The sequence below is a fragment of the Enterococcus sp. AZ078 genome (genome assembly GCF_051714985.1).
In the GTDB taxonomy this organism is placed as follows: Bacteria; Bacillota; Bacilli; order Lactobacillales; family Enterococcaceae; genus Enterococcus_B; species Enterococcus_B hirae.
This window is the reverse complement of record NZ_JBIOSW010000001.1, coordinates 2,150,401-2,168,871: the sequence shown is the minus strand read 5'-3', so window position 1 is coordinate 2,168,871 and position 18,471 is coordinate 2,150,401. Positions and strand designations below refer to the sequence as shown.

Here is an 18,471-nt window from a genome sequence, read left to right as displayed (position 1 = left end):
TATCTATATTTAGGAGGAAATAAATTATGAATTATATCGCAGCAGCAATCGCAATCATGGGAGCAGCTATCGGAGCTGGTTATGGTAATGGTCAAGTAATCTCTAAAACAATCGAATCAATGGCACGCCAACCTGAAATGTCTGGTCAATTACGTACAACAATGTTCATCGGGGTAGCCTTAGTTGAAGCTGTTCCTATTCTAGGTGTGGTTATTGCCTTGATTCTAGTCTTTGCTGTTTAATCAATTAACTGTTTGAGGATAGGACTACTGTCACTAATCCTCTTTTAATTGTCAAAAACTGAAAAAAAACAACCTGATTATTTTCAAAATAATTGAGTTGTTTCATCATAATACTAGAACAAAAGGCGTTGAGGAGGCTGTTTCAATCATTGAAGTCAGGATTCCTTCATCATCCATGAGATACACCTTAAAGAAAGGAAGGCTAGCCTATGCTGAATCAATTGGCAATTGCAGAAGTTGGTAATCCGATGTTAGGTAATATCATCGTTGTCAGCGGCTCATTTTTGATACTAATGTTTCTATTGAAACATTTTGCTTGGGGACCAATCAGCGATATTTTGAAAAAACGTGAAGATAAGATCGCCAATGATTTAGATTCTGCCGAAAAATCTCGCATCAATTCAGCAAAAATGGAACAAGAACGCGAACAACAATTGTTAGCGTCTCGCTCTGATGCAGCTGATATCATTAAAAATGCGAAAGAAAGTGGAGAATTAAGCCGTCAAAATATTTTGAAGGAAACACAAGAAGAAGTTGCACGTCTAAAAAGCAAAGCGCAAACTGATATCATGTTAGAACGTGATACAGCTTTAAACTCTGTAAAAGATGATGTAGCAGATCTTTCTCTTCAAATCGCGGCTAAAATCTTGAACAAAGAATTGTCTCCAGAAATGCATGAATCTTTAATCAATCAATATATCGAAGGTCTAGGTTCTTCAAATGAAACTAGATAAATATACTGTCGGCAGACGCTACGGTAAAGCACTATTTGAACTGGCGATCGATTCAAATAGCGCAGAAGAAATTTACCAAGAATTACTAAGCTTACGCCAAATCTATAGTGAAGTACCTGGATTAGGCAACGTACTTAGTGACGTCCGCTTAGAACCTCACGAAAAACGAATCATTATGGATAAACTTGTCAGTGGGTTTGACGGTATCGTGAAAAACTTTTTAGAAGTGGTCTATAGTTATAATCGGATGTCTGAATTATCGTTTATGATCGATGAATACGAACACCGTTACAACGATTACAAAGGACTACTTTTAGGTAGTGTAAAAACAGCAGTACCACTTTCTGATGAACAATTACAAAAACTAGAAATGAATGTTGCAAAAACAATGGACTATCAAACAGTTGAATTGAAGCAAATCGTTGATTCTTCTATTATTGGTGGGGCAATTGTTGAAGCCAACCATCGAGTGATCGACGGAAGCATTCGCACGCAATTAGAAAAAATGCGTAATCAATTAAATAGATAGTACAAAGAGGTAGGTGAATCGAATGGCTATCAAAGCAGAAGAAATTAGTGCCTTGATCAAAGAACAAATTGAAAATTATCAAAACGTGCTTTCAGTCGAAGAAATCGGTACCGTGACTTATGTCGGTGACGGGATTGCTCGTGCACACGGTTTAGAAAATGCGATGAGTGGTGAGTTGCTTGAATTTTCAAACGGCTCATACGGAATGGCGCAAAACTTAGAATCAAATGATGTAGGTATCATTATCCTTGGTGATTTCGAATCCATTCGTGAAGGAGACAAAGTAAAACGAACAGGTAAAATCATGGAAGTTCCAGTTGGGGACGCCTTGATCGGACGTGTCGTTAATCCGCTAGGTCAACCAATCGATGGGTTAGGAGAAATCGTTACAGATAAAGCTCGTCCAGTCGAAGCAATGGCACCAGGCGTTATGCAACGTAAATCTGTCAATGAACCAATGCAAACAGGTCTAAAAGCCATCGATGCTTTAGTTCCAATCGGACGTGGCCAACGTGAATTAGTTATTGGTGACCGTAAAACGGGTAAAACATCTATCGCAATCGATACGATCCTTAACCAAAAAGGTCAAGATATGATCTGTATCTATGTGGCGATCGGTCAAAAGGATTCTACTGTGCGTACACAAGTAGAAACTTTGAAAAAATATGGAGCAATGGATTACACGATCGTAGTCAATGCGGGTGCATCACAACCTGCGCCATTACTTTATATTGCGCCTTATGCAGGAACTGCAATGGGTGAAGAATTCATGTACAACGGCAAACATGTATTGATTATCTTTGATGACTTATCAAAACAAGCTGTTGCTTATCGTGAACTTTCATTGCTATTACGCCGTCCTCCAGGTCGTGAAGCTTATCCAGGGGATGTTTTCTACTTGCACTCACGTTTATTAGAACGTGCGGCAAAACTAAGTGATGATTTAGGTGGCGGTTCAATGACTGCTTTACCATTTGTTGAAACACAAGCCGGAGATATCTCGGCTTATATTCCAACAAACGTTATTTCAATCACTGACGGACAAATCTTCTTAGAAAGTGACTTGTTCTACGCCGGAACTCGTCCAGCCGTTGATGCTGGGTTATCCGTTTCCCGTGTAGGTGGTTCTGCTCAAATCAAAGCAATGAAAAAAGTGGCAGGAACATTACGTCTTGACTTAGCAAGTTACCGTGAATTAGAAGCATTTACCCAATTTGGTTCTGATTTAGATGCTGCGACTCAAGCAAAATTGAATCGTGGACGTCGTACAGTTGAGATCTTGAAACAAAAACTTCATGCACCACTAGCTGTTGAAAAACAAGTAGTTATCTTATATGCTTTGACACATGGATTCTTAGATAGTATTCCAGTTGACAGCATCTTAGATTTTGAACATGAATTATTTGAATATCTAGATACGAATCATGCAGATATCTTTGAAACGATCCGTACAACGAAAGATCTTCCAGAAGAAGAACGATTGAATCAAGCGATCCAAGAATACAAAGATATTTTCTTAGCGACAAAAGGAAACACTTCTTCAACAGAAGACAAATTGAAATCCATTCAAAATGCATAGTGAGGTGAGATGAATGGGCGCTTCATTAAATGAAATCAAGACTCGGATTGCTTCAACGAAGAAAACGAGTCAAATCACTCGAGCAATGCAAATGGTGTCCGCTTCTAAACTGACAAAATCTGAAGCTTCTTCTCAGAAGTTTCAGATTTATGCAAATAAAGTCAGAGAAATCGTCACTCATTTGACAGCTACTCAACTAAATGATATTGCTTCTGATAATCCTCGTGGAGATATCAATTACAATAGTATGTTAATCAGCCGTCCGGTAAAGAAAACGGGGTATATCGTGATTACCGCTGATGGTGGTTTAGTTGGTGGCTATAACAGTTCGATTTTAAAGCAAACAATGTCTATTTTAGAAGAAGACCATAAATCTCCTGACGATTATGTGATGATCGCAATCGGAGGTACAGGCGCAGATTTCTTCAAAGCTAGAGGAATTAATTTAGCTTACGAATTACGTAATTTATCGGATCAACCAAGTTTTGATGAAGTGCGTAAAATTGTAGGTATGGCAACAACGATGTATCAAAATGAAGTATTTGATGAATTGTACGTATGCTACAATCATCATATCAATTCACTAACTAGCCAATTTCGTGTAGAAAAAATGCTGCCAATTTCAGATTTAGATCCAGAAGAAGCAACTACTTTTGACCAAGAATACATTTTTGAACCTTCAAAAGAAGAAATCTTGGCGCAGTTATTGCCTCAATATGCGGAAAGCTTAATCTATGGTGCAATCGTTGATGCGAAGACAGCAGAACACGCTGCCGGCATGACTGCCATGAAGACAGCAACGGATAATGCTGCAACGATCATTGATGATTTGACGGTATCTTATAACCGTGCAAGACAAGGGGCTATTACCCAAGAAATTACCGAAATTGTTGCCGGAGCTTCGGCGCTAGAATAGTATTGAGATTGGAGGAAAAAAGATGAGTTCAGGCAAGATTGTTCAAGTAATCGGTCCCGTTGTCGACGTGGAATTTTCTTTAGACCAATCCTTACCAGATATCAACAACGCATTAGTTGTTTATAAAAATGATGAGAAAAAATCAAAAGTTGTTCTTGAAACAGCATTAGAATTAGGGGACGGAGTGATCCGTACCATTGCCATGGAATCAACAGATGGTTTACAACGTGGTATGGAAGTTATCGATACTGGTAAAGCTATTTCTGTTCCAGTAGGGAAAGATACACTAGGACGTGTATTCAACGTTTTAGGAGATACGATCGATTTAGGATCATCTTTCCCAGAAGATGCAGAACGTAGTGAGATTCATAAAAAAGCACCAAGCTTTGATGAATTAAGTACTAGTACGGAGATCCTTGAAACTGGGATCAAAGTTATCGATTTGTTAGCACCTTACTTAAAAGGTGGGAAAGTTGGATTATTCGGTGGTGCCGGTGTAGGTAAAACGGTATTGATCCAAGAATTGATCCATAATATTGCCCAAGAACATGGTGGTATTTCTGTATTTACCGGTGTTGGGGAACGTACTCGTGAAGGAAATGACCTTTACTATGAAATGAAAGATTCAGGCGTTATCGAAAAAACAGCGATGGTGTTCGGACAAATGAACGAACCACCAGGTGCTCGGATGCGGGTAGCTTTGACTGGTTTGACGATCGCTGAATACTTCCGTGATGTAGAAGGTCAAGACGTGCTATTGTTTATTGATAATATTTTCCGTTTCACTCAAGCTGGTTCAGAAGTATCTGCCCTTTTAGGTCGTATGCCTTCTGCCGTTGGTTACCAACCAACGTTAGCAACTGAAATGGGTCAATTACAAGAACGTATCACATCAACGAAAAAAGGTTCGATCACTTCGATCCAAGCAATCTATGTACCAGCCGATGACTATACTGACCCAGCGCCAGCAACAGCATTTGCCCACTTAGATGCTACAACAAACTTAGAGCGTAAATTGACAGAACAAGGGATCTATCCAGCCGTGGACCCATTGGCTTCATCTTCAAGTGCTTTGGCACCTGAAATCGTTGGTGAAGAACATTATAAAGTAGCGACTGAAGTCCAACATGTCTTACAACGTTACCGTGAATTACAAGATATCATTGCAATCTTAGGGATGGATGAATTATCTGATCAAGAAAAAGTTTTAGTTTCACGTGCACGTAGAGTTCAATTCTTCTTGTCACAAAACTTTAACGTAGCGGAACAATTTACAGGTCTTCCTGGTTCTTATGTACCAGTTGAAGAAACAGTCAAAGGTTTCCGTGAAATCTTAGAAGGTAAATACGATGATCTTCCTGAAGAAGCATTCCGAAGTGTTGGTAGAATAGAAGACGTCGTAGAAAAAGCGAAAAAACTAGGCTACTAGAAAGGGGTGCCCCATGGATCAATATTTAACTGTGAATGTGGTGACTCCTGACGGTTTGGTCTATGATCACCATGCAGCGATCGTAGTAGCACGTACTACAGCGGGGGAACTTGGTATTTTACCTAAACATGCGCCGATCATTGTTCCATTAACAATTGATGAAGTCCGTGTGAAGAGAACAGACTCTGATACCCACGTCGATTGGATTGCTGTCAATGGCGGAATCATGGAAGTTCGTGACAATGTTGTTTCAATCGTTGCCGATAGTGCAGAACGTGAAAGAGATATTGACGTTTCTCGGGCAGAAAGAGCCAAACAACGTGCTGAGCGACAAATCGCAGAAGCAAAAGAAAAAGAAGATACGAATGAATTGAAACGTGCGACAGTTGCTTTGCATCGTGCGATCAACCGAATCAAGGTTTCAAAACATTCTTAAAAGCAACGAATGAGGACCTAACAAGTAGGCCTTAAAAAATCCAAGATTCTTAAGGAGATTCCTTAGAATTTTGGATTTTTTTATCGTTTTTTTTAATTGGTAGTTATATTCTAAACATAAAAAGTAAAGAACAATTACTTCTTTATTACATAAAAATATGGAACTTTCATCATTATGATACTATGGTAAACTAATTGCAGTAAAAAAGGAGGTATCATAATGCCCAAAAAAATTCAACGTTTTTCCTCAGTAGACACAAAAGAAGAAACACATACGCAACAAAAATCACTATCTTACTCAGAAATAGTAGGCAATCTTACGGATGATCAAACAGTTTCGTTACATAAACAATTACAAGAATTTAGGGACTATCTTTTAAAGAAGAGCCTTGAATCAGAAAAACAAGAAAAAGAGGAGTTTCCATCTAACAGACATCATTTTGGTCCACCTCTATCGGAAAATAATACAGGTAATCTTGCTGAGCAACAACACTCGCGATCGGAAACAATTCAAAGAAAGAGAACGTTGCAAAACATTATTAACGAAAATGAACTGAAAATGACACAAAACCAAGATAGTCATGCAGTGTCAGAACAGAATAACAAAGTACAAGTTCCCCCGTATAAGAAACAAAAAGTTGCTCCAGAGAACGAACTGGAAAATCATTTGGAGTACTCATTAGATGTCGAACGGTTACTAGAAATAGAAGAAATGTTGGGGATCAGAAACACTTCCCAATCAACAACGCTGTCTACCAAAGCCCAAGAGTCTTTATATGAAACTAAGGAATTTGTACAAGATACAAACGTGCCAATAGAAAGTAATAGCGAGTTCAGGTGTTCAACACAACAACCATTGGAGAATGGGCAGACAAGCACTCAAAGTAAGAAGGAACAAGCGCTTGTTGAATCAGTGAAGTGTTTGTTGGAGCAAAGACATAAACTATTTTTTTTGCGATTAGCTAAAAAACATGAGATGAGTTGTCAAACTGTAAAAAACATTTTAATTGAGAATAATATAGATGTAACTGCTGAGAATAATAAAATAAAAGTAGAGTCTGAAGAAAAAGCACGGCAATTATTAACGGAAGTATTTCACGGAAGGAAAAATTTATCATTTGAAAATATTAAACAAATGGTACGATTGAACAACAATGATATTACAATTTTAGCTAAGAATCACTTAAAAGTTCTCCTAGAACAAGCACACGCATCTCATCTGAATGGTTCTCAGAAGGAAACTTCAATAGATAGGATTCTTTTGACATATTCTGGATGGACTATGCCAATGCAATATAAATTGTCAAGGCTGGATACTGAATTAAAAGAACAGATAGATAAACACGGCGTAATAAACATAAATGAAATATTAAAGAAAATACCATGTAGCCAAATTGATGTCATCAAGCGAATAGGACAGTTAAATTATCAGCAATATCTCCCACCAATTTATATGTTTCACCCGCAACTAAATGAGAAAATCCAAAAGCCATTTTATGATGCAATAATACAAGATAAATCGATTCCTACTGATCAAACAAATCAATTTTTTAATCCTAGTACTGATCAAAACATTGCTTATTTGAAGGAACGAATAAAATTAAATCTCGCTAGAAAAGCTGAGTTTGAAACAGCAGAACAAAAAAACAAGACAATTATGGATCAGAGAACTCAGTTAAAAAACCAACCGATTAGAAACAATCAATCTCCCGCTATGGAAGAACGTTGAGTGTTTTAATTTTCGTAGTATGACTATTTTTTTTGTTAAATCGGACTAGGACAAAAGAAAAAAGTTCAAAGGAGGACGATTATTGCTGTTATTATTTACCTTGAAAACTAAAAATAAATAAACTTATGGGAAGGAAAATGAACGATGAAACAGGAAATAATTCTATTTTATGGCTTATCACTAAAAGCGGAGAACTTACAGAAACAGATTGAAAAAATTAGAAAAAAAGGATTCTATTCAAGTGATACTGAAGGACAAGGTCCCTGTGATATCAGAGAGTACAATAATCATTTTTCATCGATTACATATGATCACCCAAAAAATCCGATGAATCTTGAATACTTAAAAGATTTTTCAATAAATTGGAAAAAATATATTTCACCATTTAAAAATTGGTGGCCTTTATGGTCTTACTATTTTCAACGCACACAAGATACTGAAAAAAATAAAGTAATCAATTTTAATCCTGGGCTACATAAAGCTACGAAAAAAAATATAGAACACCTATGTGAGAAAAATCGCAAATATACAGGACAGCTGATTGTTAGAGGTTGTAAAATTGGATTAGACAGTGCAAGAGATAATGAAAATGTAACCATTTATTATTGTATTGATGATTTAGATATGAAACGTATTATAGAAAAAAAAGATAAAAAGGCTTTCACTCCTAAAGAACTTCGCTATCTCTTTCGCAATTGGAAAGATTTTGAAGGAAAGGTACATTTTTTTGAAGATGGATATGAAGTGCCTGCACCTTGGAAAACATCTCCAAATGAATGGGAAAGTTATAAACCAAAAAGTTGGCAAACGTTGAATGAACAACCACCCTTTCAAAAGAATCCAGTGAAACCAGAAACAATCAACCAACGAATATGTAGACAAAAGTATCTAAATGAAATAAAAAATAATTTATTTAAGCTAAAAGTAGCAGAACAACCACCCTCTCAAGAGAATCAAGTGAAACCAGAAACAATCAACCAACGAATATGTAGATAAAAGAATTTAAATGAAACAATAACAAATAACTTAGCTGACCTTAAAGTACAAGCAAAGAAGATGGCAAAAAAAAGAAATAGACTTGATTGTACGATCATCAAGAAATTAAACAAAGGATTTTTTGTTCCTACACTATAAGAGAGGGCATATATTTATATTAAATAATCGTTTAATTATCAATGGTAAATTCTATTATAATGATATGAGTACATAAGCAAATAAGGAACAACTTTCATCAAAAAAGCATGTGAAATAGTAGTTAAAATAGTTTATAAAAATAAGGTATTGAAACAGAGTCATCATTTGAATGTAAAGTTCTTGAAAATTCTCGTCTCGTTTAGCCAACAAATTCCATCTTTTTACAACCAATAATTTCTCTATTTTTCCAATTTATGGTATCATCATTTTGTTAGTTATTAAAAAAAGTATAATTTTGAAGGGACGTCACTATGCAAGTATACGGAATTGATGCAATTATTCGAATCGTGAGTCATTTAGCTTTTATTTATCTGGCTTTCTGGTCGTTGCGGTCACTGCGAATTGAGATGTTTTTTAAAAAAATGCATGATACGCAAATTCGAATGGCGATTGTATTCTTCTCTATTTTTTTAGGATATACTGCCAGTAATTTCTTCTTAGAAATTATTGCATTGTGTCGAAATCTTTTCGTTAGCCTGCAGTAAAAAAAAGGTACTATTTTAATAAAAGAAATGATATAATAGAAAAGATTTTGAGTCTTTATAGCTCATTGGAATTTTTTGGGGGGAACAACATGGAAGAGATCATCGTCAAAGGTGGCAAACAATTGAATGGAACAGTAAAAATCGAAGGAGCTAAAAATGCTGTTCTACCTATTTTAGCTGCTAGTTTGTTGGCTGAAGAAGGAACAACCGTTTTAGACAACGTTCCAATTCTTTCTGACGTCTTCACTATGAATCAAGTGATTCGTCATTTAAACGTAGATGTAGTGTTTGATGAAGACAATAATCAAGTAACGCTTGATGCGTCAAGACAATTAGAAATCGAAGCGCCATATGAATATGTGAGTCAAATGCGTGCTTCTATCGTTGTAATGGGACCATTACTTGCTAGAAATGGTCATGCAAAAGTTGCCATGCCAGGGGGATGTGCGATTGGGAAACGTCCAATTGATTTACATCTTAAAGGATTCCAAGCATTGGGTGCGAAAATCATTCAAAAAAATGGCTACATCGAAGCTATTGCGGATGAATTGATCGGTAACACGATCTATTTAGATTTTCCAAGTGTTGGAGCCACTCAAAATATCATGATGGCAGCAGTAAAAGCTAAAGGAACAACGATCATCGAAAACGTCGCTCGAGAACCTGAAATTGTAGATCTTGCAAATATTTTAAATAAAATGGGCGCAAATATCTATGGTGCTGGTACGGAAACGATGCGTATCGAAGGAGTCGATCATCTGCATGCAGTGAAACACGCAATTGTTCAAGACCGGATCGAAGCAGGTACCTTTATGGTAGCAGCAGCGATGACTGAAGGAAATGTCTTGATCGCAGATGCAATCTCAGAACATAATCGTCCGTTGATTTCTAAATTAATTGAAATGGGTGCAACGATCACTGAAGAAGAAGGCGGCATTCGAGTTGTTGGTCCAAAACATATTTTACCAACTGACGTCAAAACAATGCCTCATCCTGGTTTTCCGACAGACATGCAAGCCCAAATGACTGCTATTCAGTTAGTCGCTGAGGGAACGAGCATGGTGACTGAAACAGTTTTTGAGAATCGCTTCCAACATTTGGAAGAAATGCGCCGTATGAACGCCCATGTGAAGATTGATGGAAACGTAGCGATTATGGACGGGAATCATGAATTACAAGGTGCTGAAGTTTATGCAACAGATTTACGAGCTGCTGCAGCATTAGTACTTGCTGGTTTAAAAGCAAATGGCATAACACGCGTTCGCAATCTTAAATACTTAGATCGTGGTTATTATCAATTCCATATTAAATTGCAAAACTTAGGTGCAGATGTGGAACGTGTGGCAATCGATCAAACGCCCGCTGATAAAACAGCTCAAGTCACTGTTTAAGGACGTGATAAAATGAGTAGCCAACGGTATATTTTAATCACATTGGTGAAGATTTTAGTTGTCATACTATTACTGATTCTTTTATTTATAGCTGGAACAATGATTGGATACGGGGTTATCGGTGGTGGAAATCCGTTTAAGGTTTTTCAACCAAGTTTGTGGCTGCACATCCAAGATTTTTTCAGATAAAGAGTTGTGTGAAAATGATAGTGTAAGCAAACAAAGGATTTCTTAAAACGAATTTTCGCTTTTGAGAAGTCCTTTTTTATTGTGAGTCATTCCACTGTTTGGCAGATTATTGCTCCTTTGAACAGTCGTTTGTCATGAATAGGAGAATGAGGAGCAAAGCTTTAATAATGAGGTGATGAGATGAAAAAAATCTTAGTGGCTATTGTCCGTTTTTATCAACGGTTTATTTCTCCTGCTTTCCCACCTAGCTGTCGGTACTATCCTACTTGTTCAAACTATATGATACGTGCGATTCAAGTACACGGTGCATTTAAAGGAACGCTGATGGGGACAGCACGCATTTTGCGTTGCCATCCATTCGTAAAGGGCGGAATCGATTACGTACCTTTAAATTGTCAATTGACACGTAATAAGAAAGATAAAGAGATGCCTAATTATGATGAAAAATAAACAGTCAGGTAAGACCGAGCATTCTGGAGAAAAAAGTATCGTCGCATTAGATCAATCAACTTTACCTTGGTCATTATTGTTGGATGCAGATCCTGAAGAGGAAAACGTCCAACGATATATTGATCAAGGGTCTGGTTTTATATGGAAAGCAGAAAACGACATTCAGGGAGTGATCGTTTTTCTCACAAATAAATTAGTGTTTGAAATAATGAATTTAGCTGTAGCTCCAAAAGTTCAAGGTCAAGGAATCGGCTACGCGTTGCTTACCCATACACTAAAAGAAATGAAAAAGTTAAAAAACACTCAACAACAAGTCATTATTCGGACGGGGAGTACGTCATCAGCAGCTTTACAACTGTATAAAAAAATCGGCTTCCTGGAAATCTCTAGAGAAAAAGATTATTTTGTCAAAAATTATAAACAGCCAATCTATGAAAATGGCCAACGTTTACGAGATCAAGTAACTCTAGCAAAGAAAATTTGAACTCATCCATAAAAAGGCTTTCAAAATACTGTGGCTTGACTTAAAATAAAAACAGTATGAGAAAAGGAGACAAATAAATGATGGGTATTTTAGTTTTTGATTTTGGTGGTTCCGCAGTAAAATATGGCTATTGGAATGGACAAGCGCTTGAAGACACCAGCCAATTTCCGACTCCTAAGACATGGGAAGAAATGAAAGCGCATTTAAAACAGGTATTCCAAACGTTTGTAAAACAGAAGGCGATTGAAGGCGTAGCAATCAGCGCACCTGGAGTAGTGAATCAGGAGAAACAGCTGATTGAAGGGATTAGTGCCATTCCTTATATCCACGGATTCAATATTTTTCATGAACTGGAAGAACTCTTCCATTTACCAGTGACGATCGAAAATGATGCTAATTGTGCTGGAATGGCTGAGTATTATGAAGGCGCAGCGAAAGAATATCAACATGTAGCATTTGTTGTACTTGGGACTGGAGTAGGTGGGGCAATCTTTACCCAAGGACAACTAAATAAAGGCGCTCATTTGTACGGGGGAGAATTTGGCTTGATGTTTTTAGAAGGCAATCAAACATTTAGTAAGCTTGGTACAGCAGTTCAAATGGCTTGGCGTTACTGTGACCGTTTGGGAGTTTCACGTACGACTTATAGCGGAAAAGAAGTCTTTGAACGAGCAGAACAAGGGGATGAACTAGCAAAAGAAGAGGTAGATAATTTTTATAATTATTTAACAAAAGGTTTGTTTAGTATCCAATTTTCGATTGATCCTGAAGTCATCGTGATTGGTGGGGGGATCTCTGCAAAAGCAGGGTTATTAACAGAAATCAATCAACGAATGAAACAATTAACTACAGATTTAGAACTAAATGACTTTGATCCTAAAATTTTATTATGTGATTATCGAAATGATGCAAACTTGATTGGAGCAGCTGCCAATTTCACCGCTCAACGAGAAGGTTTAGTTCAATGATGCATAGCGTTGAACAAAACTTTTAGACATATGGTAGGCATTCCATGATTGAATATGATAAACTATCATGGAGGTGGAAAAAGATGTCAAAAAAAAATAAAGATATTGAAGTACGTATCGAAGAAGTCAAAAAACAAATCAAAGGAACAACTTATGATGTGACTCAGTTATTTATTGGTAAAAAAATGATTGGGGAAATTTTGGCTTATGGACCAAAAGAATTTGAAATTTTTTTTGGTGAAGAAGATTTTGGGAAAGAAAAGAGTCTTGAAAACGCGATAGAAACAGTTATTCGTCACTGGAATCTACACGAATAAAAAAATATCAAAAAAATTTTCAATAAGGGGTTGCAAAAATCTGGAAAATTAGGTATTATAACTAAGTCAGGTTGATACAAACCTTTCGGAGGAGTAGCGAAGTGGCTAAACGCGACGGACTGTAAATCCGTTCCTTAGGGTTCAGTGGTTCGAATCCACTCTCCTCCATTTCATTGGGGTATAGCCAAGCGGTAAGGCAAGGGACTTTGACTCCCTCATGCGTTGGTTCGAATCCAGCTACCCCAGTAGTACGGAGTGATCTATTAAGATCACTCTTTTTTTGTGTGAAAACAGCTTGTTTCTTGAAGATTATCAAGAAATAGGCTAGAGTGAATAGTAGATAGATCAAAAAAAGGGGGCAGTAAAATGAAGTGGAAAGAAAAAGTAGATGAGACCGCAGAGAAAATCTATGATTTGATTAAGTCGGAAAAGTATCAGGTAGAAGTCCGGTTACCGAAAAAATCAGAAAATGCGATACAAGTGAAATCAAAGCGTCCAACCAATCACACAAAAAAATGGCTTTCAAAAAACCGTTAAGAATAACACAATCTCTAAAAAACAGTGATTTTGCTGTCTTTTGGAGATTTTGTTATTTTACAAAATGATTTTCAATCCTTCCACTTGGATTAAAGAGGAAGGACACACATTTACTTACATAAACTTTTGGATAAAATAATCGGGTTGGCAAATGATTGATCGACAATTAGTCGAGCAAAAGAAACTTTTTCCTTTTCAGTTGTGAACCAGGTATATACCAGTTATAATAAAGGAAATGAAAGGGCGGATATACGTTATGTCGAATCAACTACCAGTCTATATACAAATCCATGATCAGATCAAAAGTGAAATCGAACAAGGTATTTGGAAAATCGGTGATCGCCTTCCTTCTGAAAGAGAATTGGCAGTGAAATTCAATGTTAGTCGAATGACTTTACGTCAAGCCATTCAAAACCTGGCTGATGAAGGGATTTTGGAAAGAAAAATTGGCTCAGGTACATATGTAGCAAGAGAAAAAGTCCAAGAAAAGATGTCTGGTGCGACCAGTTTTACTGAAATTATGGAATCACAGAATCGAGTACCCTCTAGTCGGACAATCTCTTATTTTTTAACTTCCCCAAGTTCTAGTGAAATGGAGAAGCTGCAACTGGAAAAAGACGAAACGATTCTTCGTATGGAACGAATTCGTTATGCTGATGATATACCAATCTGTTTTGAAGTAGCCAGTATCCCGCAAAAGATTATTGCAGACTATAGTAAATCTGAAATTACCAATTCTCTTTATCGGGTACTCGAAGAGAAAAGTGGGCATAAGATCGGGGCAGCTAATCAAACAATCACAGCCATTCTTGCTTCAGAAAAAATTGCAGAATATTTAGAAGTAAAAAAAGGAGATGCTGTGTTACGTTTACGCCAAACTTCTTATTTTGATGACGGTACCCCATTTGAATATGTTCGTACGCAATATGTAGGGAATCGTTTTGAATTTTATTTAGAGAAATAAAAGAGGGACACGAAACAGTCCAAATAAAGAAGAGCCTGAGACAAGTTTTGTCCTAGGCTCTTCTTTTTTGATTTCGAGATCAGCGGATAGAGTGATTACTGGTCAGCTTCTACCAGTTGTTCATGATAGGAAATTGGACCATCTGTAAATTCCACCTGTCCATTCAATAATTCAACGACTGCTGTTTTAAATGCAGTAACTTCTTTTTCTACAATCAAACAGTGAACCGTGACTTTGTCTGTGTAGATCGTTTCTTTTATAGGAATATGTTTCAACTCAAGCATATTTTCTAATTTACCTAATTGCGGATAGGTGATATGGACAGCTATTTCTTGCTGTTGTGTTCCTTCAACGATCCCGATTTCAATTAGTGCGTGAGAAACAGCCTGTGTATAGGCACGAATCAAACCACCGGTACCCAATTTTGTCCCACCAAAATAGCGTGTGACGACAGCGACCACATTGATCAATTCATTTTTTTTTAGTACTTCCAGCATTGGGACACCTGCCGTACCACTAGGCTCACCGTCATCACTACTGCGTTGAATTTCATTTTTTTCACCGAGAACGAAAGCACTACAGTTATGGTTTGCTTTCCAATGCTCTTTTTTCATTGCCTGAATAAACGCTTTAGCTTCTGCTTCCGTTTCAATTCGTTTCATAGAGCAAATAAAACGAGATTTTTTGACTTCGATTTCTGCTTGACCGTCTGCTTGGATGGTTCTATAACTATTCAGCGTGATGCTTCCTCCTTACAAGTAGTTGATAATAGTCAAAGTATAATGAATTATTCCTTTAGTTTCAACACTTATAATACTTGAGTAATGAAGAGAGTCTATGGGATAATAGAAGAAAGAAAGGTGAGATGGGGATGAAAGAACGCATAAAAAAATATGACGCCATCACCCAATATTTAAAAAATAACGGGGGATCACAGGTTACTTTAACATTTACACAGATCGACGAACTTCTTTTTCCAAGTTATGGGCTCCCTAAATCAGCTAGACAAAGCACTGATTGGTGGGCAAATGATTATAAGCACCCAGAAAAAGGAGCATATGGCTGGATCAATGCTGGCTACGAGGTTGTGGTGATCAATTTAAAAAAAGAATATGTTGTGTTCAATCAATTAGTTAAATCGAGTTGGCTATTCGACTGATAAGAAAACGTTGACATTATCTTGCTTTTTTGTATAATAATCACACAAGCAAAAAAGAAATCGTTTGCAAAAGTTAAAAGAATGGAGAGAGTAAAATGACTAAAAAAACAATCATGCTCGTATGTTCTGCTGGGATGAGTACCATTTTACTTGTAACAAAAATGCAAAAAGCTGCTGAAGAACAAGGAATTGATACGGATATTTTTGCCGTATCAGCTTCTGATGCCGATAATCAGCTAGCTTCTAAAGAAGTTGATGTTTTGCTGTTGGGACCACAAGTCCGCTTCATGAAAGCTGATTTTGAAAAACGTCTAGAGCCAAAAGGAATCCCATTAGATATTATCAATATGGCAGATTATGGGTTGATGAATGGCGAAAAAGTATTACAACAAGCCATCCATTTAATTGAAAACAAATAAAGGACAGAGCATACTAAGATGTTCATATCGGAAATAAGCCGAAAAATCCAGCGAATAGGGCGCCTATTCAAGGATTTTTCGGCTTATTTTTTATACCAACCGTTTCAAATAACCATTTATTCTCAAATTTTTTGAAGAATGGACTGATGTAGCGTATCTTCTTTTAGGGGATTAGATGAAAAAAAGTAGTTTATGCAGTTTATATGGTAGACGATTACTTACGAGAGACTTGAGAGAATGGACAGAGAGTTTTGAACAGATTCGCTATCAGAAACTAGCTGCCATTCATCTACAAGGAAATTGGTTAACATGTAATCGATGCAGCATGCGAACAAAAATAGGTAAATCAGAGCAAAAGCAACCAATCCTCTTTTGTCCTGTTTGTCTTTTTTTAGGTCGTTGTGACAACACACAAGAATTATTTTTATTTGAACAACCTGAGTTGCCGAAAAGAAATGTCTGTTTTACTTGGACAGGAAAGTTAACGCCAACTCAACAAGCGATTTCTACGAACTTGGTCACTGATGTCTCGGGAAAACAGCACATGATTTGGGCTGTGACAGGAGCGGGAAAGACTGAGATGCTTTATGAAAAGGTCATAAAAACGTTAGAAAAAGGTGGACGAGTCGCATTAGTTTCACCTAGGGTTGATGTGTGTAACGAACTTTACCTGCGTTTTTGTGGCGTTTTTCCAGAAGAAGACATTGTCCTGCTTCATGGAAAAAAGAAAGAAGCCTATCGCTTTAGTCCATTCGTGATTGCGACTACGCATCAGCTGTATCGTTTTTATCAGGCGTTTGATCTGTTAGTCGTCGATGAGGTGGATGCGTTCCCTTTTGCAGGAGATCCTGGGTTAGCTTATGCTGTTGAAACTGCAATTAAACCAAAAGGAACATTTATCTATTTAAGTGCGACACCTAATGAGCAGCTACTGAAAAAAATCCGTTCAACCTTTTTGATCCATCAATTGCCCCTTCGCTTCCATCAACGGTTATTGCCTGAACCACATTTGTTTTTTTGGAATGACTGGCCGAATAAATGTTTGAAAGAAAAAAAACTTCGACCACTTTTGAAGTGTCTAAACATGCTGCTCCAACAAAATCATGTCTTATTATTTTGTCCGTCGATTGCCTTGATGAATCGATTAGCCTCACTGTTAAAGCGTTGTTTACCCATGTACCGTATTACCGATGCATCCGCAAAAGATCCAAACCGTTCAGAAAAAGTTCAGCAAATGAGAAAGCAACAATATGATGTGTTACTTACTACAATGATTTTGGAACGTGGGGTAACATTTGCAAATGTGTCAGTGATCGTGTTAGGCGCTGATCACCGTGTTTTTACTAAATCTTCCCTTGTACAAATCGCTGGTCGAGCCGATCGAAAGGGAGATTTTACCAATAGCCAAGTCTATTTTTTCTATGAAGAACTGACAAAAGCTATCAAATTAGCCTGTCGTGAGATCAAAGAAATGAATCGTCAAGGAAAAAAGCAGCTTGCTATGAAAAATAGTGAGCCTAGAGGAGAAAAAACACATGAATCGTTGTAGTTATTGTCAAAAACAAGTCATCCGAAATTTGAAGATCAGCGAGATTCTTGGGTTGGGAAAGATTCTTCCTCAGATTTGTGAGGACTGTTCAAATTTGTTTCGTCCGATAAATAAACAGCAAAGCTGTCGAACTTGCCAGAAAGAACTGCCTGGTGATATTACGTATTGTGAAGATTGTATTGCCTGGAAAAACGACTATCCCAATTATGATTTCAGTCATCATGCTTGTTTTTACTATGATTCAGCCTTCAAAGAATGGTTAAAGCGCTATAAATTTATGGGAGATGTCCGACTGGCAGGTACATTTGCTAAACAGTTGCAAATAATACAACAAGAATTTAGCGATTATCAAATCTGTCCAATCCCACTAGCAACTGCTCGTTTAAAAGAACGTGGGTTTAATCAGGTCATTGAAATGTTGAGGGTAGCTAAAATACCTTATAGTCAACTGCTGACTCGCTCTGATCATTCACTTCCACAATCCCAAAAAACACGTCAGGAACGTTTAAAAACTACCCAACCTTTCAAATTAGCTGTTGTTCCAACGATCATCAAAGGGAAAAAAGTATTGTTGGTAGACGATGTCTATACGACGGGGCAAACCCTTTTCCATGCTGCTTCTTGTTTATTGCCACATGCTCCTGAAAAAATCCGCACCTTTTCGCTAGCTCGATAAATAAATGAAAAACGAATGTCCTTGATAGCGATTTAGTTTGCAAATGGATTAGAGTTCGATATAATGGTAGTAAGAAGAGGGAAAGAGTGGTCCTTC

23 protein-coding genes and 2 tRNA genes are annotated in these 18,471 nt (G+C 37.2%); 24 read left to right on the top strand and 1 reads right to left on the bottom strand.

Features of this window, described 5'->3' with window-relative positions:
* Positions 1 to 26: 26 nt before the first annotated feature.
* From atpE to IGJ18_RS10060, 20 genes are all read left to right on the top strand, one after another.
* On the top strand, positions 27 to 242 hold the full coding sequence (atpE, locus tag IGJ18_RS10155; RefSeq protein ID WP_010718599.1) for an ATP synthase F0 subunit C: 216 nt from the start codon (positions 27 to 29) through the stop codon (positions 240 to 242).
* A 209-nt stretch (positions 243 to 451) separates the two neighbouring features.
* On the top strand, positions 452 to 976 hold the full coding sequence (atpF, locus tag IGJ18_RS10150; RefSeq protein ID WP_010718598.1) for a F0F1 ATP synthase subunit B: 525 nt from the start codon (positions 452 to 454) through the stop codon (positions 974 to 976).
* Positions 963 to 1,505 carry an ATP synthase F1 subunit delta gene (atpH, locus tag IGJ18_RS10145; RefSeq protein ID WP_034699144.1) on the top strand — a complete coding sequence of 181 codons (543 nt, stop codon included), beginning with the start codon at positions 963 to 965 and terminating at the stop codon, positions 1,503 to 1,505. The genes atpF and atpH overlap by 14 nt, the downstream gene beginning before the upstream one ends.
* A gap of 22 nt (positions 1,506 to 1,527) precedes the next feature.
* Entirely contained in the window at positions 1,528 to 3,084 is a 1,557-nt protein-coding gene (gene atpA, locus IGJ18_RS10140; protein ID WP_010718596.1) for a F0F1 ATP synthase subunit alpha, read from the top strand.
* A 13-nt stretch (positions 3,085 to 3,097) separates the two neighbouring features.
* Positions 3,098 to 4,000 (top strand): F0F1 ATP synthase subunit gamma, encoded by a 903-nt coding sequence (locus IGJ18_RS10135; protein ID WP_010737986.1) that lies wholly within the window; start codon positions 3,098 to 3,100, stop codon positions 3,998 to 4,000.
* 22 nt (positions 4,001 to 4,022) lie between these two features.
* On the top strand, positions 4,023 to 5,429 hold the full coding sequence (gene atpD / locus IGJ18_RS10130; protein WP_010718594.1) for a F0F1 ATP synthase subunit beta: 1,407 nt from the start codon (positions 4,023 to 4,025) through the stop codon (positions 5,427 to 5,429).
* Between the two features lie 13 nt (positions 5,430 to 5,442).
* On the top strand, positions 5,443 to 5,865 hold the full coding sequence (locus tag IGJ18_RS10125; RefSeq protein WP_010718593.1) for a F0F1 ATP synthase subunit epsilon: 423 nt from the start codon (positions 5,443 to 5,445) through the stop codon (positions 5,863 to 5,865).
* Positions 5,866 to 6,084: 219 nt separating this feature from the next.
* Positions 6,085 to 7,593, top strand: coding sequence for a hypothetical protein (locus IGJ18_RS10120; protein ID WP_438843291.1), 1,509 nt, complete (start codon positions 6,085 to 6,087; stop codon positions 7,591 to 7,593).
* Positions 7,594 to 7,737: 144 nt separating this feature from the next.
* Positions 7,738 to 8,589, top strand: coding sequence for a hypothetical protein (locus tag IGJ18_RS10115; RefSeq protein ID WP_438843290.1), 852 nt, complete (start codon positions 7,738 to 7,740; stop codon positions 8,587 to 8,589).
* Between the two features lie 449 nt (positions 8,590 to 9,038).
* On the top strand, positions 9,039 to 9,272 hold the full coding sequence (locus IGJ18_RS10110; RefSeq protein ID WP_010718588.1) for a DUF1146 family protein: 234 nt from the start codon (positions 9,039 to 9,041) through the stop codon (positions 9,270 to 9,272).
* 89 nt (positions 9,273 to 9,361) lie between these two features.
* Positions 9,362 to 10,663, top strand: coding sequence for a UDP-N-acetylglucosamine 1-carboxyvinyltransferase (gene murA, locus IGJ18_RS10105; protein ID WP_010718587.1), 1,302 nt, complete (start codon positions 9,362 to 9,364; stop codon positions 10,661 to 10,663).
* A 12-nt stretch (positions 10,664 to 10,675) separates the two neighbouring features.
* A complete protein-coding gene (locus IGJ18_RS10100; protein WP_010718586.1) occupies positions 10,676 to 10,852 on the top strand; it encodes a DNA-directed RNA polymerase subunit beta in 177 nt (58 codons plus the stop codon).
* Between the two features lie 180 nt (positions 10,853 to 11,032).
* Positions 11,033 to 11,302, top strand: a complete 270-nt coding sequence (gene yidD / locus IGJ18_RS10095; protein WP_010718585.1) for a membrane protein insertion efficiency factor YidD — start codon at positions 11,033 to 11,035, stop codon at positions 11,300 to 11,302.
* On the top strand, positions 11,289 to 11,786 hold the full coding sequence (locus tag IGJ18_RS10090) for a GNAT family N-acetyltransferase (RefSeq protein ID WP_161637933.1): 498 nt from the start codon (positions 11,289 to 11,291) through the stop codon (positions 11,784 to 11,786). The genes yidD and IGJ18_RS10090 overlap by 14 nt, the downstream gene beginning before the upstream one ends.
* An 80-nt stretch (positions 11,787 to 11,866) precedes the next feature.
* On the top strand, positions 11,867 to 12,754 hold the full coding sequence (locus tag IGJ18_RS10085; protein ID WP_025480524.1) for an ROK family protein: 888 nt from the start codon (positions 11,867 to 11,869) through the stop codon (positions 12,752 to 12,754).
* 83 nt (positions 12,755 to 12,837) lie between these two features.
* A complete protein-coding gene (locus tag IGJ18_RS10080) occupies positions 12,838 to 13,071 on the top strand; it encodes a DUF2969 domain-containing protein (protein WP_010718582.1) in 234 nt (77 codons plus the stop codon).
* A gap of 87 nt (positions 13,072 to 13,158) precedes the next feature.
* Positions 13,159 to 13,239 (top strand) — tRNA-Tyr (locus tag IGJ18_RS10075).
* Between the two features lie 6 nt (positions 13,240 to 13,245).
* A tRNA-Gln gene (locus tag IGJ18_RS10070) sits at positions 13,246 to 13,317 on the top strand.
* Positions 13,318 to 13,437: 120 nt separating this feature from the next.
* A complete protein-coding gene (locus IGJ18_RS10065) occupies positions 13,438 to 13,608 on the top strand; it encodes a hypothetical protein (protein WP_438843289.1) in 171 nt (56 codons plus the stop codon).
* 256 nt (positions 13,609 to 13,864) lie between these two features.
* On the top strand, positions 13,865 to 14,572 hold the full coding sequence (locus IGJ18_RS10060; RefSeq protein ID WP_010718580.1) for a GntR family transcriptional regulator: 708 nt from the start codon (positions 13,865 to 13,867) through the stop codon (positions 14,570 to 14,572).
* A gap of 95 nt (positions 14,573 to 14,667) precedes the next feature.
* Here IGJ18_RS10060 and IGJ18_RS10055 read toward each other — a convergent pair whose 3' ends face one another.
* Positions 14,668 to 15,315, bottom strand: coding sequence for a YigZ family protein (locus tag IGJ18_RS10055; protein WP_053765692.1), 648 nt, complete (start codon positions 15,313 to 15,315; stop codon positions 14,668 to 14,670).
* 128 nt (positions 15,316 to 15,443) lie between these two features.
* Between IGJ18_RS10055 and IGJ18_RS10050 the strand changes: the two genes are divergently transcribed.
* The 4 genes from IGJ18_RS10050 to IGJ18_RS10035 all read left to right on the top strand — a co-directional run bounded on the left by IGJ18_RS10050 (position 15,444) and on the right by IGJ18_RS10035 (position 18,375).
* Complete coding sequence (locus tag IGJ18_RS10050; protein WP_010718578.1) at positions 15,444 to 15,731, top strand: DUF7662 domain-containing protein; 288 nt, start codon at positions 15,444 to 15,446, stop codon at positions 15,729 to 15,731.
* Between the two features lie 95 nt (positions 15,732 to 15,826).
* A complete protein-coding gene (locus IGJ18_RS10045; RefSeq protein WP_438843288.1) occupies positions 15,827 to 16,150 on the top strand; it encodes a PTS sugar transporter subunit IIB in 324 nt (107 codons plus the stop codon).
* 175 nt (positions 16,151 to 16,325) lie between these two features.
* The gene (locus IGJ18_RS10040) at positions 16,326 to 17,699 is read left to right on the top strand and encodes a DEAD/DEAH box helicase (protein WP_161637932.1); all 1,374 of its coding nucleotides are present in this window, start codon (positions 16,326 to 16,328) and stop codon (positions 17,697 to 17,699) included.
* On the top strand, positions 17,686 to 18,375 hold the full coding sequence (locus IGJ18_RS10035) for a ComF family protein (protein ID WP_063627397.1): 690 nt from the start codon (positions 17,686 to 17,688) through the stop codon (positions 18,373 to 18,375). Before IGJ18_RS10040 ends, IGJ18_RS10035 begins: the two co-directional genes overlap by 14 nt.
* The last annotated feature ends 96 nt before the right edge of the window (positions 18,376 to 18,471 follow it).